Annotated in this window: 19 protein-coding genes; 10 read left to right on the top strand and 9 right to left on the bottom strand. The window is 65.9% G+C overall.

Annotated features, from left to right (window positions below):
- Positions 1 to 24 precede the first annotated feature (24 nt).
- The 3 genes from ACXMDM_RS06905 to ACXMDM_RS06895 form a co-directional block, all read right to left on the bottom strand.
- On the bottom strand, positions 25 to 624 hold the full coding sequence (locus ACXMDM_RS06905) for a superoxide dismutase (RefSeq protein ID WP_259723355.1): 600 nt from the start codon (positions 622 to 624) through the stop codon (positions 25 to 27).
- Positions 625 to 806: 182 nt separating this feature from the next.
- Positions 807 to 1,496, bottom strand: coding sequence for an FKBP-type peptidyl-prolyl cis-trans isomerase (locus tag ACXMDM_RS06900; RefSeq protein WP_259723356.1), 690 nt, complete (start codon positions 1,494 to 1,496; stop codon positions 807 to 809).
- A 66-nt stretch (positions 1,497 to 1,562) separates the two neighbouring features.
- Entirely contained in the window at positions 1,563 to 1,904 is a 342-nt protein-coding gene (locus ACXMDM_RS06895; RefSeq protein WP_259723357.1) for a phasin family protein, read from the bottom strand.
- A gap of 54 nt (positions 1,905 to 1,958) precedes the next feature.
- Here ACXMDM_RS06895 and ACXMDM_RS06890 point away from each other — a divergent pair, with 54 nt between their 5' ends.
- Entirely contained in the window at positions 1,959 to 3,500 is a 1,542-nt protein-coding gene (locus ACXMDM_RS06890) for an apolipoprotein N-acyltransferase (protein ID WP_259723358.1), read from the top strand.
- Positions 3,501 to 3,666: 166 nt separating this feature from the next.
- Here ACXMDM_RS06890 and rbp read toward each other — a convergent pair whose 3' ends face one another.
- Positions 3,667 to 4,005, bottom strand: a complete 339-nt coding sequence (gene rbp, locus ACXMDM_RS06885; RefSeq protein ID WP_071801129.1) for an RNA-binding regulator — start codon at positions 4,003 to 4,005, stop codon at positions 3,667 to 3,669.
- Between the two features lie 167 nt (positions 4,006 to 4,172).
- Here rbp and ACXMDM_RS06880 point away from each other — a divergent pair, with 167 nt between their 5' ends.
- Both ACXMDM_RS06880 and ACXMDM_RS06875 read left to right on the top strand, forming a co-directional pair.
- Entirely contained in the window at positions 4,173 to 4,712 is a 540-nt protein-coding gene (locus ACXMDM_RS06880; RefSeq protein WP_259723359.1) for a PAP/fibrillin family protein, read from the top strand.
- A 62-nt stretch (positions 4,713 to 4,774) separates the two neighbouring features.
- Entirely contained in the window at positions 4,775 to 5,053 is a 279-nt protein-coding gene (locus ACXMDM_RS06875) for a cell division protein SepF (protein ID WP_120352782.1), read from the top strand.
- A gap of 55 nt (positions 5,054 to 5,108) precedes the next feature.
- Here the strand turns inward: ACXMDM_RS06875 and ACXMDM_RS06870 are convergent, their stop codons facing one another.
- Positions 5,109 to 5,858, bottom strand: a complete 750-nt coding sequence (locus ACXMDM_RS06870; RefSeq protein ID WP_499570323.1) for an HAD family hydrolase — start codon at positions 5,856 to 5,858, stop codon at positions 5,109 to 5,111.
- 410 nt (positions 5,859 to 6,268) lie between these two features.
- Here ACXMDM_RS06870 and ACXMDM_RS06865 point away from each other — a divergent pair, with 410 nt between their 5' ends.
- The gene (locus ACXMDM_RS06865; RefSeq protein ID WP_071801127.1) at positions 6,269 to 6,793 is read left to right on the top strand and encodes a hypothetical protein; all 525 of its coding nucleotides are present in this window, start codon (positions 6,269 to 6,271) and stop codon (positions 6,791 to 6,793) included.
- Between the two features lie 6 nt (positions 6,794 to 6,799).
- Here the strand turns inward: ACXMDM_RS06865 and ACXMDM_RS06860 are convergent, their stop codons facing one another.
- The 4 genes from ACXMDM_RS06860 to ACXMDM_RS06845 form a co-directional block, all read right to left on the bottom strand.
- The gene (locus ACXMDM_RS06860; RefSeq protein ID WP_259723360.1) at positions 6,800 to 7,171 is read right to left on the bottom strand and encodes a YciI family protein; all 372 of its coding nucleotides are present in this window, start codon (positions 7,169 to 7,171) and stop codon (positions 6,800 to 6,802) included.
- A 47-nt stretch (positions 7,172 to 7,218) separates the two neighbouring features.
- Positions 7,219 to 10,023 (bottom strand): AAA family ATPase, encoded by a 2,805-nt coding sequence (locus tag ACXMDM_RS06855; protein WP_259723361.1) that lies wholly within the window; start codon positions 10,021 to 10,023, stop codon positions 7,219 to 7,221.
- A gap of 54 nt (positions 10,024 to 10,077) precedes the next feature.
- On the bottom strand, positions 10,078 to 11,307 hold the full coding sequence (locus tag ACXMDM_RS06850; RefSeq protein ID WP_259723362.1) for a metallophosphoesterase family protein: 1,230 nt from the start codon (positions 11,305 to 11,307) through the stop codon (positions 10,078 to 10,080).
- 550 nt (positions 11,308 to 11,857) lie between these two features.
- A complete protein-coding gene (locus ACXMDM_RS06845) occupies positions 11,858 to 14,671 on the bottom strand; it encodes a DEAD/DEAH box helicase (RefSeq protein ID WP_083544509.1) in 2,814 nt (937 codons plus the stop codon).
- A gap of 77 nt (positions 14,672 to 14,748) precedes the next feature.
- Between ACXMDM_RS06845 and ACXMDM_RS06840 the strand changes: the two genes are divergently transcribed.
- Genes ACXMDM_RS06840 through bioA form a run of 6 tightly spaced genes read left to right on the top strand, consistent with a single transcriptional unit; the run spans position 14,749 to position 19,575 of the window.
- Positions 14,749 to 15,933 carry an aminotransferase class I/II-fold pyridoxal phosphate-dependent enzyme gene (locus ACXMDM_RS06840; protein ID WP_233830653.1) on the top strand — a complete coding sequence of 395 codons (1,185 nt, stop codon included), beginning with the start codon at positions 14,749 to 14,751 and terminating at the stop codon, positions 15,931 to 15,933.
- Positions 15,930 to 16,676, top strand: coding sequence for an alpha/beta hydrolase family protein (locus ACXMDM_RS06835; protein WP_499570320.1), 747 nt, complete (start codon positions 15,930 to 15,932; stop codon positions 16,674 to 16,676). Before ACXMDM_RS06840 ends, ACXMDM_RS06835 begins: the two co-directional genes overlap by 4 nt.
- On the top strand, positions 16,676 to 17,482 hold the full coding sequence (locus ACXMDM_RS06830) for a methyltransferase domain-containing protein (protein WP_071801123.1): 807 nt from the start codon (positions 16,676 to 16,678) through the stop codon (positions 17,480 to 17,482). The genes ACXMDM_RS06835 and ACXMDM_RS06830 overlap by 1 nt, the downstream gene beginning before the upstream one ends.
- Positions 17,483 to 17,498: 16 nt before the next feature.
- Positions 17,499 to 18,152, top strand: a complete 654-nt coding sequence (gene bioD, locus ACXMDM_RS06825) for a dethiobiotin synthase (protein WP_071801122.1) — start codon at positions 17,499 to 17,501, stop codon at positions 18,150 to 18,152.
- Positions 18,149 to 18,301 (top strand): hypothetical protein, encoded by a 153-nt coding sequence (locus tag ACXMDM_RS06820; RefSeq protein WP_162922868.1) that lies wholly within the window; start codon positions 18,149 to 18,151, stop codon positions 18,299 to 18,301. Before bioD ends, ACXMDM_RS06820 begins: the two co-directional genes overlap by 4 nt.
- Positions 18,298 to 19,575 (top strand): adenosylmethionine--8-amino-7-oxononanoate transaminase, encoded by a 1,278-nt coding sequence (gene bioA, locus ACXMDM_RS06815; protein ID WP_233830651.1) that lies wholly within the window; start codon positions 18,298 to 18,300, stop codon positions 19,573 to 19,575. The genes ACXMDM_RS06820 and bioA overlap by 4 nt, the downstream gene beginning before the upstream one ends.
- Positions 19,576 to 19,597: the final 22 nt, after the last annotated feature.

Raw genomic sequence — 19,597 nt, 5'->3', positions numbered from 1 at the left:
GCAACACCGGAATCGCTGTCTGGATCAGGCGGCGGCCAGGTTGGCGGCCACAAAATCCCAGTTGACCAGCTTGTCGAGGAAGGTGGTCATGTAATCAGGACGCCGATTCTGGTAGTCGAGGTAGTAGGCGTGCTCCCAGACATCCATGGTGAGCAGGGCCTTCTGACCATGGGCCAGCGGGAGGTCGGCGTTGGCGGTCTTGGTGATCTTCAAGGTGCCGCCATCGAGCACCAGCCAGGCCCAGCCGCTACCGAACTGGGTGGCACCGGCCGCCTTGAACTGGGTGACGAAGTCTGCGAAACTGCCGAAATCGGCAGTGATCTTGTCGGCGAGGGCTCCGCTGGGAGCACCGCCACCACCGGCTTTGATCCCTTGCCAGTAGAAGGTGTGGTTCCAGACCTGGGCCGCGTTGTTGAAGATGCCTGCCTTACCGGCGTCACCGGCGACGGCCAGGATCACCTCGTCGAGGTCCTTGCCATCGAGGTCGGTGCCTTCCACCATCTTGTTGAGGTTGGTGACATAGCTGGCATGGTGCTTGCCATGGTGGAACTCAAGGGTTTGACGGGAGATATGGGGCTCAAGGGCGTCGAGGTCGTAGGGAAGCGCCGGCAGCTGAAAGGTCATGGGGATCGGAGAGAAAATTCAGGGAAAGCGGCGGGGGCGTGAACGCCAGGGCCCGGGCGCCAGGATCGCGATCTGCAGGCAGGCCAGACACTGGAAAGAGGTCTGGAAACGGGTCACGCCGCTTTCCACCTCCATTGTAACAATTGATTCAGGTTGATGTTGCCTGATAGCCCCCCTAGCCGTTAGCGGCCGACGCCGAGGAGCTCCACTTCGAAGATCAAGGTGGCATTGGCCGGAATCACGCCGCCAGCCCCACGCTCGCCGTAGGCCAGATCCGGCGGAATCACCAGCTTGCGCTTGCCGCCCACCTTCATGCCATCAACGCCCTCATCCCAGCCCTTGATCACACGACCGGCACCGAGGGGAAAGGAGAAGGGCTGGTTACGCCCATAGCTGCTGTCAAATTCGGTGCCATCCTCCAGGGTTCCGCGATAGTTCACCGACACGGTCTGGCCGCTGCTGGCCCCATCGCCATCGCCGACTACCAGATCGGTGATCCGCAGCCCGCTTGCCGTGATCCGTTCCTTGGCTGCCACCATCTCGCCACCAAGATTGGCCGCCTGGGCCAGGTCGTTGCTGTCACTGGACATGGTTTCAGGTGCAACGGATTCAGGAGCCATCGTGAAAAGAGTGGGGTTGGGATCGTCGGGGTCGAGTTCAAGGCGTTCAGGGGCGGTGGCCATCGCCGCTTGAGCTGCGGGTCTTACGGCAGCTGTCTGGACGGCTGCCTGGGACACCGCCTGGAGGGCGATTTGGTCAGCACCCAGCGTCGAGCTGGAAGCGTCAACGCTGCTGGGCGCCAGAATCTGGCTGAACAGGGCCACCATCAGACAGGCCACGCAGACGGTCGTGCTGATCAGGATGTCGCGCATGGCGCCGGGTCAACCTCAGGGAGAGCCGATTCTGCCAGTTGCCCCTCGCAGCCAGCGAGAGGTCGCTCAACCAACGGGGGTCTCCGACTCCCGCCTGGCCCGCAGCTGTTGCTCCAGGCGGTCGATGCGACCACGCAACTCATCGATTTCCTTCTGGCGGGCCAAGCCGACGTCCTGAAGGAAGTGGTCGATGTTGCGCTCCATCTGACGACCGGCCTGCTTCTCCAGTTCGGGGTTATCACCCCGCAACGCTCGCATCACGTCGTCGACCAAGGTAGTGGCCTGGGCGGGATCCAACTGGCCACTGCTGACCCAGCCCTGGGTCACACTGCGCAGACGTTCTGCCACCAGGGAACTGGTGCCAAGTCCGCGGAGCAGAAGCTGTTGCAGCAGGTTGTCCCGGTCCATGGCGGCAGTTGGTTTGGCGGTCCTTAATCATGGTCAACGGTTCGGCACCAAGCCATGGGCGATGACCGGCAACCTGGCTGGGTGGTCTCCACACCCGTTGCGGCCCTGGCCGGGACCCTCGCTGGACTGAGCCTGGCCCCGTTGGGCTGGCCACCCCTGCTCTGGCTGGCGTTGGTACCGCTTTGGGGGCAGTCACTGCGGGATTCCGGAGCGCGGGGCAGGAAAGGACTCGGCGCCGGCGTCTGGGCGGCGGGCCTGTGGGGGGGCACGGCTGTGCTGGCGAGCCATCGCTGGCTGTTGTGGCTGCACCCACTCGATTGGGTGGGGATCCCTTTGCCGCTCAGCCTGCCCGTGTGCCTGGCGCTCTGGCTGGGTTGCGGTCTGGCGGCGGCCATCCTGGTGGCGCTCTGGTCGGTGCTGGTGCGTTGGCTGGGGCCACGGCGGTGGAGCACGGCTGTGCTGACGGCAGCGATCTGGGGGCTGGCAGAAGTCTGGTTATCGCGCAGCCCCCTGTTCTGGATCGGCCTGGGAACCTCCCCCCTGCCGGGAGATCGGGCCTTGGCCGGCCTGGGGGCCCTCGGTGGGGCCGCCTTGGTGGCTGCGGCCCAGCTCTTGATCGCCTGGCTGCTCTGGCGGGCCCTTGAGGCGACGGCTGCGGCGAGAGTGGCGGCAAAGGTGGGGCGACGGCGAAGCGGAGGTCGGAGCTGGTGGCTTGGCTTTGCCACCCTGGCCGCGGCGTTGCATCTGCTGGGGTGGAGTCAGCTGCCCCCCGCTCGAGCCGAGCGGGGGGCTTCGGTCGAGGTTCTCGTGCTGCAGCCGGCGGTGCCGACCCGGGAGAAGTTCGAACCGGGCCGGCAACGACGCCTGCTTGAGCAGCTGGCTGCTGCCCGCCAGCAGGCTGCCCAGGAGGGTCTGGGGCCCTTGCTGCTGCCGGAAGGGTCGCTGGTGCTGGGCCAGAACCTGCCCAGCCAGGAGCCGGTTGAGGTGCTCAGCGGCGGTTTTCGCCAGGAGGGCGAGGAACTGCGCAGCAGCGTGCTGCGTTTTGGTCCCGATCAACTGGTGGCCAGCAGCTGGATCGACAAGCACCGACTGGTTCCGCTCGGTGAGTGGGTACCGCTTGCGCGGCTCTGGCGCTGGAGCGGCCTATCGGCCGTCGGTGGAGTGGAGCCAGGCGCACGCTCACGCCTGTTGCCGCGGCCCGAGGGCGCAATTGGGGTGGCCATCTGCTACGAGCTCTCCGATGGTCAGGCCTTGGCAGCAGCGAGCCGGAACGGTGCCGGCTGGCTGCTGGCCTCCGCCAACCTCGATCCCTATCCGCTCCTGCTCCAGGCTCAGTTCTCGGCGCTGGCTCAGTTGCGGGCGATCGAAACAGGCCGCTGGCTGGTGAGCTCCGCCAACACCGGTCCCAGCCAGGTGATCGACAGTCAGGGGAAGGTGCGGCGCCGGCTGCCTGCCGGACAGGCGGCAACCGCCCGTTTCAAGCTCGACGTACTCAGCGGCCTCACTCCCTATGCCCGCTGGCAGGAAGCCCCCCTGCTGGCGCTGGTGATCGTGGCGGCAGGGGCCGCCTACCTGCTGCCTGCCGATCGACCCTGAGCGTTAGGCAGGCCATCTACGGCCATAAAAAAACCCCGCCAAAGCGGGGTTTGAACGGATTACGACAGGAAACAGAACCTGATTTCAGGCCAATCTATCGAGGGAAGACAAGCCTGAATTCAGAACTCGTCGGTTCCAATGGCACCGGGGAATGTCTTGGACGAATTCAGTAACGGCTGCGGCCACCGCCGCCGCCGCCGTAACCGCCACCGCCACCGCCGTAGCCGCCACCGCCGCCACGGCTGCCGCCGCCGCCGCCACCACCACGGGGCTCAGCCTTGTTCACCCGGATCATCCTGTTCATCCATTCGACGTTCTGCAGATCGTCGATGGCCTTCTGTTCTTCGGCATCATTGGCCAGCTCGACAAAGGCGAAACCACGCTTACGGCCGGTTTCCCGGTCGAGGGGCAGGCTGCACTGGCGAACCTCTCCGTACTGACTGAAAAGGTCACGGAGATCCTCTTGTTCGGCGTCGAACGAAAGGTTGCCTATGTAAATTGTCATGTAACGTAAAAAAACTTGAACTGATCCGTCGAGGGCTCTAGCCCAGTTGTGAGCTAGCCAGAGGTCTATGAACCGCAATCACCCTACAACTTGCCAGCGACCTTTTGGCATTCCAGGTCTTTGAACTTGCGATCTTCACCTGACCTTTACCATCCAGGCCCGATGCCATGTCAAACCGTGATCAATTGCTGCAGGCCATGGCCACTCCAGGCCGGTGCACCGACCGGCAGATGGAACAGCTCATCCAGGCATTAGAGCAAGAGGAACCAGCGGATCTCGCCGATAGCCGCGCTCCGCTGGCAGGGGTCTGGGAGCTGCGCTGGAGCAGCAGCAGCCTCCCTTATCTAATGGTGGCGCCCTGGCTGGAAAATCTGCAGGTGCTGCGGCCGGACCTGGGCCGTGGCATGAATCTGTTGCGGCCGGCCGGTCCTCTCGCTGGTCTGGCGGCGATCGGCGTCGAGGCAAGCCTTGAGGTGGTGGGTAACCAGCGGGTCAACGTGTCCTTCCAGAAGGGGGGCTGGCTTGGTCCACGCCTCGGTGATCAGCGCCTGCAACTGTTCCGCCGAGTGCAGCAGAGCACTCCCGCCTGGCTCGACATGACAGTGCTGGATCAGGAGCTGCGGGTATGCCGGGGCAACGCCGGCACCCTGTTCGCCCTGAAGCGGCGCCCCGATCTCCGCAGCGAAGACTTTCTGCCTGATCCATAAGCGACCCGAAAGGCTCAGCTTTGGTGCTGGTCGCTTCTGGCTATGCGTGGCACCCTGTGGCGATGAGCCGGTTCCCAGACTTGCCTCCGGAGGTGGTTTTGATGGAACCGCTGCGTTTCGAAGACGTCCTCGATGCCGTTCATGCCGTGCGTGAGCGCAAAACGGTGCTGCTCAATCTCGGTTCCATGTCTGCCGAGGAGGCCCAGCGCTCCGCGGACTTCGTGGCCGGTGGCGTCTACGCCTTGAATGGCCATCAAGAACGACTGAGCGAACTGGTTTTCCTGTTCGCTCCGTTCGGAGTGACGATCAACCGCGATGACAGTGAATTATCTGATCCTTGAGCCGTGGCTTTAAGCCTTGGCCTTATATCTTGGCCTAAATAAAGCCTGGACCGGCTCAATCAGGGGCCACCATGCCGAAGTGACGCAGACCTTCGATGATTCCTGCGCAGCCATGGTCTTGAGCCAGGTAGATGTTCTTGAGTTCGGGATGGAGGGCGCGGAGTTTGGGCTCGGCATTTCCCACCATGACCCCCTTGAGACCGGTTTCGAACATCGAGAGATCGTTGAGTGTGTCACCGGCTGTGACCACACGCTCGGGGGGAAGGTCCAGCAGCTGGAGCAAGCGTATCAAGGTGGAGCCCTTGTTCACTCCAGCCGGAAGAAGGTCGAGAAATTGATTATCGGAGAGCAGGCAATCCACCCCCAGGCTCTCCAGGCTGGCGAGAATGGAGGGATCAAACGTTTCGGGTTCGTAGTTGAAGGCGTAACGGCGCTCGGGGGGCTGGGCCTGGGGCTTGAGGCCGGCGACCCCGTCCAGGCAACCATCGACCAAAGGGGCCACAACCTTCCACTGGGCCTCGATCGGATCGACGGCCATCGGCACGGTTTCCAGGCTGAGGCCACAGGCCACCGTGCAGCCCACATCCCCGATCACCAGATGGGGCGCTGGCGGCGGCGGCTGAACTCCGCCATCCAGCATGGCGCGCACGGCCCGACGGTCCCGACCGGTACAGAAAATATGCAACACCTCCTGGCGTTGATCCGCCAACCAGCCATAGAGCTGGCGGCGGCTTTCAGGTGAACCGCCCAACAGGGTTCCATCGAGATCGGTGACGAGCACCAAGGCTGGGTCGCGCGGCAGCACGCTTGAAATCTCAGCCTCAAATTGCTGACGGCTAGCGGTTTTGGAGATAGGTATGGAATTAATCGCGAAGATAATTATTTTATCATAATCATAAATTTCTGTCAAAAACTTCAGGATGTAGCTTCATGGGCAGCCTAAGTTCACGACACAAGATTTAGCAAAAAACCTGTGATTACAGCCCAAAGCCTAGTTTAAATCACTGACAAGTTGCTTTTACTGGGCTCACAAAGGCCTCTGTGGAAGCCTCTTCGCAGGGGTGTCCATACCTCTAGTTCCATGTGCTGCCATCCATCATCCAATGGCGCCGCAATCAAATCCATCCTATTCCGAGAGGTTCTGCAGGCCAGTCCGTCGGTTGCCAGCCCAATCGGCAGGATTTGAAGCAGACTTATCGTCTTAGCAGCTCCGCCATGTCCCGCGAACAGGATCCTTTTCGTATTCCACGCGCCGGCTGGGAGGTGGCTCCTCTGGCGGGCTTTGCCAGCGTCGATCTCAACGCCAACGGCGGTGCCTTCGGTGGTGGTGAGTTCATCTCCGAGTCCACCGTCGGTGGGGTGCTCACCTATGCGATCTACCAGGCCCTGCTCACCGCCCTGCGCACCGAGGCCCTGCGCAAGCGAGGTGAGATCGACCGCGCCACCCAGTTGAAACTGATCCTCAGCACCAGCCTGGAAACAGCCAAAACCGGCGTTGCCGTCGGAGCGGTGCTTTCCGTAGTGCTGCTGGTTTTCCCCTGGTTGGCCTTCCCCCTTTCGCTGCTGGGGGCCGTGGGGGCCGGCAAGGCCTCGCTCGATCTCTTCCACGCCTTCTGGGATGGGCTCGATGAGGACCAGAAACTGCAGGTCACCGTGGCGGCCCACGAGGCGGGGATCAGCCTGGCCAGCTTCTTCGGCGCAGGCAGCGACGGGCTCGGCAGGGCCGCGAAGAGCAGCTGAATCAGCTCAAGACTTCTGCTCTGCGTCTGGCTCTGGCTTTGAGTCTGGCTTTGACTTTGGCTCGCCATTAGGCGTTCTGCCACGGCCCAGTTCCCCCGCCACGACCCGCCATTCATGCAAGATCCAGCTCACGCAGCCAGAGGCGATGAGCGGGTCGCCGCGCACGATCGCTTCGGCTTCTGCAAAATCATGGGCCTGGAACAGGAGCATGCCACCGGCACCGCTGCCATTCCTGCCGAGTGACTCGCGCCAGTAGCCCGTACTCGGGTGATGGCCCAGCCGCTCAAGCTCCCTGACCCAGGTGAGATGGTCGGGGAGAAAACGATCGAAGCGGGCGCGGTCGACCACGCCTTCTTCGAGCTTCACGAACCAGGGCATGGCATCCGGTCGCCTTCCCGGCCATCTTGAACTGGCGCAGCAGGCGGCTACGGCATCGGGGAGCCAGCCCCGCCCAACCACACCCGGCCCGCCGGTTCAATCGCCATGGTTGAGGCCGGATCACAGGTCAACAGAATCACCTGCAGCCCCCGGTCGGCGGCCTCTTGCAGCATGTGCTGGACGCCGGCCTGGCGCTCTGGATCGGAATGGGCGAAAGCGTCGTCAAACACCAGGGGCAGGCTGCCGTCGTAGGCCTCCGCCAGCACCTCGGCCATGGCCACCCGCAGGGCGGCAGCGAACTGCTCACGGGCACCGGTGCTGAGCAGCTCGAAGGCAAAGGCCGCCTCGTTGCCACGGCGCCACCGAAGGCTGCCGAAGCCGCCGCGGGCGTCGTAGGCCAGGCTCGCGCGCGGAGCCTCCGGGAAGACATGGGCCAGGTAGGCGCCAATGCGCTTGGTCAGAGGCGCGGCGTACTGGCTGGCCATGGCGTTCTGTTCTTCCTCCAGCAAACGCCGCAGCAGCGAGAGCATGTCGGCCTCCTTCTGGAGGCGCTCGAGCTCGGAGAGCCGCGACTCCAGATCGGCTTGCTTTTGCTCCAGCTCAGCCTGGCGATCCACCTGCCCATCGCCCTGCAGCTTCCCCTCGGCGCGGATGCGGGCCTCGCTCGCCTCCCGTTCCTGCTGCTGCAGCGAGCGGATGGTTCGATCCAGAGCCTGGGCCTGGCGCTGCAGGTCCTCCGGAGCCAGAGCGGATAATTCCGCCTCAAGCTCACTGAGCTGGGCCGCTCCACGCTGGCGGCGTTCATCCAGGCCAGCGATTTCAGCCGCCAGGGCTTCGCTGGAGCCGCGGCGCTGCAACACGGCATCGATTCGGGTCCTGGCCTCAAGCAGCTGGTTCCGACTCTCGTTGAGGGCCAAGTCGGCGGACTTGAGCGCGTTCAGAAGCGAATCGAGCGCGCTCTCGGCCTCCTGGACAAAATGCAGCTGCCGCTGCTCGGCATCGAGGGCCTGCGTCCTGGCGATCCGGGCGATCCGCAGGTCGGACTCCAGCCGGGCCATCAGAGTCTCAGGGTCCTGATCGAGGCCTGAGTCGGAATCGGAGTTGGAGTCTGCGTTGGCGTTGGCGTTGTAGTTGGAGTTGGCGTTGGCGTTGGCGTTGGTAGGGGCGAAGTCAGCGGCGTGCGCATCCATCTGCTCCCGCAACTCATCCAGTTGTTGACGAATGGAGGCCGGATCCTCTGCACCGCGCTGCTCCAGCAGCCGTTCCCGCTCACCCAGCAGGTCGCTGCGACGCCGCTCCGCTGTGGCGGCGGCATCCACGGAGTCGAGCTGCCAGCGCGCCAGCTCCTTGCTGAGGGCGGCCTCACTCGCCTCCAGCTGCTGCTGGGCCTCGGCGGCCGTTGTTCCTCCTCCCGGGACCAAGCGCAGCTCGACGTTGTCGCCCACCTCAAGAACGGCGGTGGCAGAGAGCGTCCTGGTGCCGCCACTCGCCAACAGGTCCCCATTGATCCGCACCGGTTGGCCGGCGCGGATCACCTCGATGCCGGCGGCCATCGCCTCGGCCCTGACCCGGGCAGCCTGCAGCGCCTGCTGCCGCTGGCGCAGACGATCCACCGCCTGTGCATCGATCCCCGGGAGCAGAGCGAGATCCTTCTCCAGCGACACCAGATTCGCCTGAAGCTGCTCGCCAGCCCGCAGACGGCTGGCAAGTTGCTGCCGGCGCTGCTCGAGGCGGGACCAACGCAGCCGTTGCTCGATCCCCTCTGCCCAAGCCGTGCGCTCTGCACTGGCCTGCCGCAGGCTTTCGAGCTGGCCGCGGGCCAACTGACGCTGCTGCTCAACGGCTCGGTGCCGGCTGTTGAGATCAACCTGCTGCCGTGTCTTCGGAGCCAGAGCAGCTTCGAGCGCTGCGGCCTGCTTGCGCTGGTGGTCCAGCTGGTCCCTGTCGGCCACGCGATCGTCAAACTCTTTGCGCAGACCCGTTAGCACAGGGCGCTCCTGGTTCACACGGGTGATCAGTTCACGGCTGCGGCGCAGGCGGCCTTCAAGGGCCTGGCGCTCTTCGCTGCAGCGGGGCAGCTCAGAAGCCATGCGTACCTGAATGTCGACAGCCTGATCAAACGCCTGCTGGAACCCCTGCTGCTGCTGCAGGCTGTCCTCGATGTCCTTGAGATCATTGCGGGCTGCAGCGGCGGCGGCGGCGGCTCGTTGCAGGGCTGATCCCTTGCGCACCTGGGGTGTGCGGTTGCTGCCTCCGGCTGTGAACACCTCAGCCCAGCGCCTCTGGATGTCGTCGAGCACGGCCAGATCAAGGGGCGATTGCACCCCCAGGTCGGCACCGGCCTGCAGCCGCTCGACCAAGCGGTCATGGTCGTAGCTGGAACTGGGCAGGCCGAGAGGGTTGTCGCTGGAGGATCCCTGCCACACCCACAAATGCCCCCAACGTTCCTTGAGCTGCTCAGCCGCCGCACGGGTGCGGGCCACAGCTGCCGTACCAATCAGCTGGGCCAGCCGTTCCTCTGCCGCCTCTCCCTGCAGGCTCCGGCCTCCGGAATCCTGCAGCGAAACGCTGCCCCGGGTGCCGGCAAAGCGTTTGCGCAGGACCCAGCTGTCACCGGCGCAGCTGAAGGCCAATTCCACCTCGGGATCGGCCATGAAAGGGTCGCTCTTCATCGCATCAAGCACGCTGCCGCCGGTCTTGACCGGCAAGAACAGGGCGCGGTGGAGGGCTTCGGCGATGGTGCTCTTGCCGGACTGGTTCGGGCCAGCAATCACCGTGAATCGTGGATCGAACGCCAACGCCAGATCACGGTGGAGGCGGTAGTCGCGGACTCGAGCAGAGAGCAGGCGCATGGAGTTGGTTCTCTCCGGTCTGAGCCGTGAGGCGTGGTGGTGATGGCTGCGGGTCTAAGGGGAGCCAGCCGTTTCGGCATGGCCACTTAGGCAAGCGCGGTGCAACTCACGCAGACCCATGCGGGCCAGCTCATCAGCAGCAGCGGAATCGCCACCGCCCTCGCCGGCTTCAATCAGTTGCTGCAGCCGCTGGGCCACCCGAGCGACCAGTGGATCACCGGCGCGCTCGGTGAGCTGGCGCAACTCGGCTGGATCGGGGGCAACGCTGGTGCGATCACGCCGCTTGAGCCGCAGCAGCCGGGCCTCCAGGCGCTCCAGCAGATCCTGCAACCGGGTTGCCATCGCCAGGCTGAGGCTGCCGTCGAGTTCGAGCAGCAGTAGATCTTCATTGCTGCGCGAACCGATCGCCTCGCGCAGCAACTGCTCCAGACGCCCGAGATCGTCGTCACTGTTGAAGCGATGGTGGAGATGGTGCCAACGCAGGCCGCCCGTGGGCAGCGGAACAACATCAGGGAGGGCGCCACGGGCAACGCTCACCACCAGCACCTGACCGGAGCAGTAATCGGCGGAGCGGGGGAAGCGGTCCATCTCGTGACAGCCTGCGTACCAAGCCCGCGGCCCCACCTGCTTGAGCCCATGCCAATCGCCGAGGGCGATGTAGTCGATCTCGGCGGCGGGAAGGGAGGACAGATCGATGCGGTTGGTGGGCAACGGTGGGTTCTCGTCGTCGGTGTCGGAGCTCTCGAGTGCCCCAAAGCCCTGGATCGAACCATGGGCGATGGCGATGCGTGGTTGATCGACCCAGGGCGAAAAGTCGAGATGTCGCAACCAGGCAGTGGGATCCAGGGGCTCGGCTTTGCGCAGCAGCGGACAGGGCAGCACTACGCCACCTGCCAGCCCAATCGTGCCCAATGCAAAGGGCTGGCGGTCCAGCAGAACCTGCAGGTTGGGAGCCAGCTGGGCTCGCTCCTCCTTGAAATAGGCCTCCTGCCACAGACTGCCGGCACCGCCATGGTCGTGGTTGCCAGGGATCACCAGAACCGGAAGTTTCAGGGCTCCAATGGCGCTGCAGGCCGCCGACACGTCTGCGCGGGTGGGCTGGGGAGAATCGAAGAGATCCCCAGCCACCACAATAAAGGCCGCCCCCTGCTGGCGCGCCACAGACCCAAGCCGGGTAATGGCAGTCAGCCGCTCCTGCCTGAGACGGGCCCGCTTGTCAGCATCGCTGACGCGGGCATAGGGCTTGCCAAGCTGCCAGTCAGCCGTGTGGAGGAAGCGGAGCATGGAATCGGCCCAAAGTCAGGGGTGTGAGTCAACGAGAAACCGTTCTGGCGCTGTACGCCATTCATTAGTACTGCCCTTAAGATCATCGCGTCTAAGCCACCAACAGATCCATAGGAAGTTTGCCTTCCAACAGACCATCACCCACGGAAAGAGGCATCAAGCCTAGAAAGCTGGGTACTGTCTCATCTTGGTACTGTCTCACTAATGACCGGCCTGATCAGGAGGCAGGCAAGCAGATTACCTATTGGAATTGGATCGGTTTCGCCAAGATCAATAACAAGGCCAATAAGCAGACCAGACCTTTCAGACTGACTTCGAAGACTGTTGATCTTGCCATATCCAGCCTGCCAGCTATCGCTGAAGATTCTGCAGAGAGTTTTTGGCGTCATCAGAAGAAGCGATCATTGACTTGTTCGCTATGCTTGATAGTCGCCAGTTCACCTTTATTTTTCTAATTTTAACTTTTGAGTGACGCTCCACTCAAATAAAGAATCGGGACGGATGTTGCAGGCAAATCAACCGGATTCCAGCAGCTGCAAATGGTCCATGCTCAACTACCAGATAACATCGGATCCTGCGTGGCAGGCGGAGCGGGCGCTGAATCCTGCAGTTCGCAGACCGGGAAGCGGTTGATCGCCCGCAGGGCCTGGCGGGCTGTGGTGCGCAGCTGGGCGCTGATCGCTTCGGCATAGGGAACCTGGGCCAGCAGGTCGACGGTGCGGCGCAGGATGCGCACCACATCGCCCTCATCCAAGGAGGTATTGGCGATCAGGTCGCTCCAGCTGGTGCCGGTGGCCCAGGCATGGACCAGACCCATCAACTCCGGTTCCCACCAGGCCGGCACCACCACCCCGGCCTTCTCCTGCTGGCGCAGCAGCTCGCGGCGCAGCCCGCCGAGATCGTGCAGGGCCTCTTCCGCCAGGGGCGGTGAGAGGAAGCCGCTCCAGAGATCCGGCCGGTTCACTTCGGTGCTGATCGCCTCGAACACCGCGGCCAGCTCGGCCGGGTTGAGGGCATCGAGGTGGCCGCTCATCAGGGCCAGGCCCAGCCAGAGCTCGTTATCACCACGCAGGGCCGCCACGGTGCGGCCCACTTCGGTGGGCTCGAGGCCATCGGGGCCATCGAGCGCACCGAAGAAGCGCAGGATCTCGATCAAGGAGAGAAACGTGTCCCAATGGCGATTGGAGCGATGGTGCAGCAGGCGCTGGCGTTCCTCGATCTCCAGATCCAGCTCCTCCATGCGCCGCCGTTGCTTCTTGAGCTGGCGGCGGTCTCCCCAGCGGTGGGCGGGGTGCAGCTCGAGTTCCCTCTCCTGTTCCGCCACCAGCTCGGCCTGGCTGCGCACCTCACCAGCCAGGTCGTACTGGGGGGTGACCATGTCGTGGCGGCTGGCCATCGAGCCCACCGCCAGGGCCAGGCCGCCACTGGCCTGATCGCCGTGGCGCAACTCACCGGCATGGCGCAGCTCGGGCGCCGCAGCCTGGCCCACCTGCAGGCAACTCAGCTCGGCATGCAGGCTCACCACGCCCTGGCAGGGCACCAGGATCCAGACGTTCTCGTCGGTGAGGCAGAGCAACAGGGGGAATTGGCCCGGACCCTGCAGCTTCTCAACGATCACCGCCGGGGTGACCCGGCCCTTGAGCTGGGGTGCCTTGAGGCTCACCAGGGTTCCTTCGCTGGCGAACTGCAGGGCCAAAGTGAGTTCGTTGGCCAGGGTCTCCTCGGCCTGCTGCTGCAGGATGCGCAGCAGGCGCCGCTCCTCCCTCAGCCGCTCGCGCTGTTTCTCATAAACCTCAAAGGCTTCCCAGGGCACATCGCTGACCGGGCCACTGAGCGTGTCGAGTTGCTGGCGCAGTTCCAGGATGCGGGCTTCGTCGTCGAGCAGATCGAGGGTGGCCAGGTAGCGGCCGAAGCTGCGTTCCACCAGTTGCTTGGCCTTGGCCAGCTCATAGCGCTGCAGCAAGTTGAGCACCATGCCGTAGCTGGGCGTGAACTGGCTCACGAGCGGATCAGCCGGGCTGGTGGCCAGCGTTCCGGCTTCACGCACCCCTTCGAAACGGCTCTGCACCGTGACGACATAGCCCTGCACGTCTAGGCCACGCCGCCCGGCCCGGCCCGCCATCTGCAGGAACTCACTGCCCATCAGCGGCCGGTGGCCCCGCTCGGTTCGCTTCGAGAGGGCCGAGATCACCGTGGTGCGCGCCGGCATGTTGATGCCGGCCGCCAGGGTTTCGGTGGCAAACACCACCTTGACCAACCCCTGCTGGAAGAGTTCCTCGATCAGTTCCTTCCAGGCCGGCAGCACCCCGGCGTGGTGTGAGGCAATCCCCCGCCTGAGCGCGTCGGCGTGGCCGCCCTCCCGCACCGCCTCAGGCGTGGCCGCCACGAAGGCGTCAAGGCGGCGGTCGATCACCGCCTGCTCCGCCTCGCTGACCAGGCAGATCCGGCCGAGGTCGCGCACCGCCTTGTCGCAGGCGCGGCGGCTGAAGATGAAATAGATGGCCGGCAGCATGTCGCGCTCGGCCATCTGGGCCACCACGAAGGGCAGGGGGGCGGCCTCCGGCTGGGGTGGTCTCGAACTCTTGCCCTTGCGACGCTCGCCTTTTGGAGCGCGCCACACCTTGCAGTTGGGATGCAGGCCCGTCTTCTCGTCGTTGAGCAGGGGATGCAGCCCCTTGGCACTGCAGAAGCTGAAGGCCAGGGGCACCGGCCGGTGATCACTCATCACCAGGGTGGTGGGGCCATGCACCCGCTCGATCCAGTCGGTGAGCTGGCCGGCGTTGGCCACGGTGGCCGAGAGCGCCACCAGCTGCACCGCCGGTGGGCAATGAATGATCGATTCTTCCCAGACTGTGCCGCGCTGGGAGTCGTTCATGTAGTGGCACTCATCGAGCACCACCGCCTCCACATCGGCGAGGGGGTCGTCGCCGCGATCCACCTCCGCGTAAAGCATGTTGCGGAAGATCTCGGTGGTCATCACCACGATCGGAGCCTCCCGGTTCGTGCTCAGATCACCGGTCATCAGGCCGACTTGATCGGCACCGAACTGCTCGCGGAAATCGCGCAGTTTCTGGTTGGAGAGGGCCTTCAGCGGCGTGGTGTAGAACACCTTCTGGCCGTGGGCCAGGGCCCGGTGGATGGCGTATTCGCCCACAAGGGTTTTGCCGGACCCCGTGGGAGCGCTGACCACCACCGAATGCCCCTGGTTGAGGGCATCGATCGCCTCGTGCTGAAAGGGATCGAGCGGAAACGGAAAGAGCTGCTCAAGGGCAGGCACCTCAGCCGAGGGAATCCCAGGCGCAAGGGGGGCAGGTGAATCGCGCCCCGCCTCGGGGCGTGGGGCGTCGGAGCCGACAGTGAGCATGAACAAACTCTATGGGCAGCGGGCCGATTGGGCAGACTGCAAGGCCCTGCCGATGCCCGGTTCTGGCCGCTCGCCGCGTGGTTGTCGACCCCCTCTCTCCCCTGAGCGAAGCCCTGGAGAGGCTTCCCGCCGATCAGCGCCGCCAGTTGCGAAGCTTCAGCCCCGCTGGAGCTGGCCTGCTTCAGGCCGACCAGCCCCAGGCTCCCCTGCTGCTGGACCTGGCCAGTAACGACTACCTGGGCCTCAGCGCCCATCCGCGACTACGGGCGGCGGCCCACGCCGCCATCGATGCTCAAGGCATCGGGGCCGGAGCGTCACGCCTGATCAGCGGCAGCCGGCCCGTCCACGCCGCCCTGGAAGAGCGGCTGGCGGCCTGGCTCGGTCGGGAGCGGGTTTTGCTGTTCCCCAGCGGCTTTCAGGCCAATCTGGCGGCAGTGATCGCCCTGGCTGATCGCCACAGCCTGGTGCTGGCCGACCGGCTGATCCACCATTCGCTCTTGGTTGGGGTGCGCGCCAGCGGCGCCAGGTTGCGGCGTTTCGCCCACAACGACAGCGCCGCGCTGGAGGCCCTGCTGCAACAGCAGCGCCGTGAGGATCCGCAGCGGCGGCTACTCGTGCTCACAGAAAGCCTGTTCAGCATGGAGGGGACGAGTCCTGAGCTGGCCGTCATCGCCGGCCTCTGCCAGAACTACGGGGCTCTGCTGCTGGTTGATGAGGCCCACGCCCTTGGGGTGCTCGGATCCGGTGGGCGCGGCCTGGCCCATGGCCTGGCGGGGGTCAGCCTGATCAGCGGCACCTTCGGCAAGGCCTTCGGAAGTGGCGGCGCTTTCCTGGCCGGCGATGGTCCGATCGGTGAGTGGTTGCTGCAGACCTCCGGCGCCTTCCGCTACTCAACGGCCCTGGCCCCGCCCCTGGCCGCCGCCGCCCTGGCGGCCCTGGAACTGCTGGAGGAGGAGCCCTCGATGGGCCGCCAGCTTCAGGCGCGCGCCCGCCACTGGCGGCGGGCCCTGGAGCAGGCGGGCTGGGGGCGGCCAGCCGGGGAAGGCCCGATCCTGCCACTGCCGGTGGGCCCAGCCCATGGGGCCCTGGCCCTGCAACAGCAGCTCGAGCGCGGCGGCCTGTTGAGCGTGGCCATCCGGCCGCCCACCGTGCCGACGGGCAGCTCCAGGCTGCGGCTGGTGCTGCGCCGCGATCTTCCCTCCGGAAGCCTGGAGCGGTTGCTGCTGGCCCTGGGCGCACCACCCCAGCGAGGCGCGCCATGAGTGCCGGTGCTGCCGAGAAACATGGTCAAGATCATGGCCAGGAACCTGCGCCATGGCAGCTGATCGCCATGCACGGCTGGGCCGGCGACGGCCGGGCCTGGCAACCCTGGGAGGCCGCTGCCGAACGGCGCGGCGGGGCCTGGGGCGGCGGGGAGCGCGGTTATGGCCCCCTGACGCCACGGGCTCCTGAGTGGCTCCCCGGCCAGGAAGGAGCTGGTAGGCGGGCCGTGATGGTGCACTCGCTCGGCCTGCACCTGTTGTCGGCAGCGGTGCTGCAGCAGGCCGATGCGGTGGTGCTGCTGGCCAGCTTCGGGCGCTTTGTGCCGGAAGGTCCGAGTGGGCGGCGTTGGCGCACGGCCCTGCAGGGCATGGCCGCCCGGCTGGAGGCCGGTGACGCCCAGCCCATGCTGCGCGATTTCCTCACCAAGGCGGCGGCACCGGAGTCAGCTGCCCTGCTGCCGCTCGGCCCGGGGCTCGACTCCAGCGAAGCGATCAACGCGCAGCGGCTGCTCCATGACCTGCGCCGCATGGAAACCCTCAGCGGCCTACCAACCGGATTTCCCGCCAAGGCCCGGGTGCTGATCGTCGAAGCCGGTCAGGATGGGGTCGTGGCACCGATCAGCCGCCTGCTGTTGCGCCAGTCGCTGCCCTTGGCCGAGCGCTGGCTGATCGAGACGGCAGGCCACAGCCTGCTGGGCGCCGACCTGTTGGAGCCGGTCTTCGATTGGCTGGAGAGGCCCTGATGAGCAGCGCCGGGCGCAGCCAGCCTACCCTTCGGCCTGCTTCGAATTTCGCCACGCGGGTGAGGGACGGCTTCGAGCGCCAGGCAGGCCGCTATGAACGCGGAGCAGAGCTGCAACGGGCCGTGGCATGGCGCCTGGCCCACCACTGCCGCGGCCTGCCCCTTCCGGCAGGCCCCTGCGTCGATCTGGGGGCGGGAACGGGCCTGCTGGCTCGGGCGATCGAACAGCAGCGTCCCGGCCTGGCCCTGCTGCGACTGGACAACTGCGCCGCCCTGCTCGGCTTGGATCAGGCCGCCGACCGGCTCACCTGGGACCTCAACCTGGGGCTGCCCGGCCAACTGCAGGGCGCCTCGCTGCTGGTGTCCAGCTTTGCCCTCCACTGGCTGGAGCAGCCCGAGCGCCACCTGGAGCGGTGGTGCCAGTCTTTGGGCCCGGCAGGCTGGCTGGCCCTGGCGGTTCCCACGGCCGGCAGTTTTTGCCAATGGCGCCAGGCCGCCCAGGCGGCTGGCCTGCCCTGCAGCGCCTTGCCCTTGCCCGTGGCCAGCCGCCTGGTGGAGCTGGCCAGCCGGCACCTGCGGATCGAACGCGTCGACCACCTGCGCTTCAGCCGCCAGGCTCCGAGCGCCCTGACCTTTCTGCGCCAGATCCGAAGCCTTGGGGCCGGCACCAGCCCTGTGGCCCCGTTGCAGCCCGGGGAGTGGCGCCGGATCGAGGCCCATTGGCCCGCCGTCCCCGCTGCAGAGGGTGGCGGCAAGCGCCTGAGCTGGGAGATGCTGCTGCTGGTGGGGCAGAAACCCGCGCCATGACCTCCTCTTTCCTGCCATGACCCAGCGGCTGATCGTCTGCGGCACCGACACCGATGTGGGCAAGACGGTGGTGAGCGCCCTGCTGGTTCAGGGCCTGAAGGCCCGCTACTGGAAGCCGGTGCAGTGCGGCCTCGAAGACGGCGGCGACAGCAAGCGGGTCAGGCGCCTGCTGGGCCTCAGTGAGGCCGAGGCGGAAGGGCGGATCCTGCCGGAGGCCTACCGCTACAGCCATCCGGTCTCCCCCCACTGGGCCGGCGAGCTGGAGCACGACCTGCTCGACCCAAGCCGCCTGGAGTTGCCGATCGGGACGGCCCCCCTGGTGGTGGAGACGGCCGGCGGACTGTTGGTGCCGTTGCGCCGTGACCTGCTTCAGATCGACCAGGTGCGCCATTGGGGACTGCCGGTGCTGCTGGTGGCCCGCAGCGGCCTGGGCACCTTGAACCACACCCTGCTGTCGGTGGAGGCCCTGGCCCAGCGGGGGATCCCGCTGCTGGGCCTGGTGTTCAACGGACCCATCCATGCCGACAACCCCAGCACCCTGGCGGCCCTGACGGGTGCCCCCGTGCTCGGCTGTCTGCCGCCGCTGGCCTCGCTCACAGCCCAGACCCTGGCTGCGGCCTGGCACGACTCCGGCCTGGCAGCGAGCCTCACTTGTAACGTAGCCCCATGACACGCACCAACCTGCTGGTCAGCACGGCTGTCGTCCTCCTCTGCGGTGGGATCCTGGTGCTGTTCACCGACATCGAAATGGCAGCGGTTCGGTGGGTCAACTGCTCCCTGGATGCGAGGGCCGCCAAGCTCGACCCCCGCTGCCGTTGAGCCTTTCCTCAACCTGGCACCCCAACCTCTGGCATCCGACCACCCAGGTGGCGAGCAGTGAGCCGCCGCTGCGCGTAATTCGCGGCAGTGGCGCCCTGCTGGAACTCGCCGATGGCCGCCGCCTGATCGATGCGATCAGCAGCTGGTGGGTCACCCTGCACGGCCATGCGGAGCCCAGCATCGCCGCGGCCATCGCCGCCCAGGCCCTGGAGCTTGAGCAGGTGATCTTCGCCAACTTTCGCCACCCCCAGGCCGAGCGTCTGTCGATGCGGCTGAGCGCCGCCAGCGGCCTGGAGCGTCTGTTCTTCTCCGACAACGGCTCCACCGCCGTGGAGGTGGCCCTCAAGATCGCCTGGCAGTGGTGGCGGAACCAAGGCAGCCCTCGGCGCCAGCTGATCGCTTTTGAGGGGGCTTATCACGGTGACACCTTCGGGGCCATGGCCCTGGGCGAGCGGTCGCTGTTCTCCGCCCCGTTCGAGCCCCTGCTCTGCCCCGTCGCCCGGGCCCCCTGGCCGGCCAGCTGGTGGGACGACGAAGCGGTGGAGGCCAAGGAAACCGCGGCCCTGGCCAGACTGGAAGAGTTGCTGGCGGTACCCACCGCTGCGGTGATCCTCGAGCCGCTTGTGCAGGGGGCCAGTGGCATGGCGATGGTGCGGCCCGAGTTTCTGCGGGGCGTGCAGGAGCGCGTACGCCAGGCTGGGGCCCTGTTGATCACCGATGAGGTGATGACCGGCTTCGGCCGCACCGGCTCCCTGTTCGCCGCCCAGGCCGCCGGCCTCCAACCTGACCTGGTAGCTCTCTCCAAGGGGCTCACCGGTGGCTTCCTGCCGATGGGGGTGACCCTGGCCCGTGAAGCCCTCTATCAGGGCTTCATCAGCGACAACCCCGCCCACACCCTGTATCACGGCCATAGCTTCACCGCCAACCCGCTGGGCTGCGCCGCCGCCAATGCCAGCCTGAGCCTGCTGGAAGCACGCCCAGGGCTCTTCGGCAGCTTCGAAGCGCGCCATCAGCCGCTGCTTCTGCGCCTGGCGCGCCACCCGCGGGTCTGCCGCCCGCGCCTGCGCGGCACGATCGCCGCCTTCGATCTGAAGGTGGAGAATCCCGGCTATCTCAACGGGGCTGGCCGCCAGATCCAGCGCCATGCCCTCGGCCATGGCGTCTTCCTGCGGCCCTTGGGCCATGTGGTGTACCTACTGCCGCCGCTCTGCCTCGATGACGCCCAGCTGGAGCGGTGCTACGCCGCCATCGAAGACAGCCTCGACCAGCTCTGATCCGGCGCGCAGGTCGGGATCG

The sequence above is a fragment of the Synechococcus sp. CS-603 genome (assembly GCF_977929215.1).
This window is presented reverse-complemented; position numbering and strand designations above follow the sequence as displayed.

Bases quoted from the DNA above. Each gene is read 5' to 3' on its own strand.
- ACXMDM_RS06845 (WP_083544509.1), bottom strand. From the start codon at position 14,671: ATGCTCACTGTCGGCTCCGACGCCCCACGCCCCGAGGCGGGGCGCGAT.
- ACXMDM_RS06880 (WP_259723359.1), top strand. From the start codon at position 4,173: ATGTCAAACCGTGATCAATTGCTGCAGGCCATGGCCACTCCAGGCCGG.
- bioD (WP_071801122.1), top strand. From the start codon at position 17,499: ATGACCCAGCGGCTGATCGTCTGCGGCACCGACACCGATGTGGGCAAG.
- ACXMDM_RS06875 (WP_120352782.1), top strand. From the start codon at position 4,775: ATGAGCCGGTTCCCAGACTTGCCTCCGGAGGTGGTTTTGATGGAACCG.
- rbp (WP_071801129.1), bottom strand. From the start codon at position 4,005: ATGACAATTTACATAGGCAACCTTTCGTTCGACGCCGAACAAGAGGAT.
- ACXMDM_RS06900 (WP_259723356.1), bottom strand. From the start codon at position 1,496: ATGCGCGACATCCTGATCAGCACGACCGTCTGCGTGGCCTGTCTGATG.
- ACXMDM_RS06855 (WP_259723361.1), bottom strand. From the start codon at position 10,023: ATGCGCCTGCTCTCTGCTCGAGTCCGCGACTACCGCCTCCACCGTGAT.
- ACXMDM_RS06890 (WP_259723358.1), top strand. From the start codon at position 1,959: ATGGGCGATGACCGGCAACCTGGCTGGGTGGTCTCCACACCCGTTGCG.
- ACXMDM_RS06905 (WP_259723355.1), bottom strand. From the start codon at position 624: ATGACCTTTCAGCTGCCGGCGCTTCCCTACGACCTCGACGCCCTTGAG.
- ACXMDM_RS06830 (WP_071801123.1), top strand. From the start codon at position 16,676: ATGAGCAGCGCCGGGCGCAGCCAGCCTACCCTTCGGCCTGCTTCGAAT.
- ACXMDM_RS06850 (WP_259723362.1), bottom strand. From the start codon at position 11,307: ATGCTCCGCTTCCTCCACACGGCTGACTGGCAGCTTGGCAAGCCCTAT.
- ACXMDM_RS06895 (WP_259723357.1), bottom strand. From the start codon at position 1,904: ATGGACCGGGACAACCTGCTGCAACAGCTTCTGCTCCGCGGACTTGGC.
- ACXMDM_RS06835 (WP_499570320.1), top strand. From the start codon at position 15,930: ATGAGTGCCGGTGCTGCCGAGAAACATGGTCAAGATCATGGCCAGGAA.
- ACXMDM_RS06865 (WP_071801127.1), top strand. From the start codon at position 6,269: ATGTCCCGCGAACAGGATCCTTTTCGTATTCCACGCGCCGGCTGGGAG.
- ACXMDM_RS06820 (WP_162922868.1), top strand. From the start codon at position 18,149: ATGACACGCACCAACCTGCTGGTCAGCACGGCTGTCGTCCTCCTCTGC.
- ACXMDM_RS06860 (WP_259723360.1), bottom strand. From the start codon at position 7,171: ATGCCCTGGTTCGTGAAGCTCGAAGAAGGCGTGGTCGACCGCGCCCGC.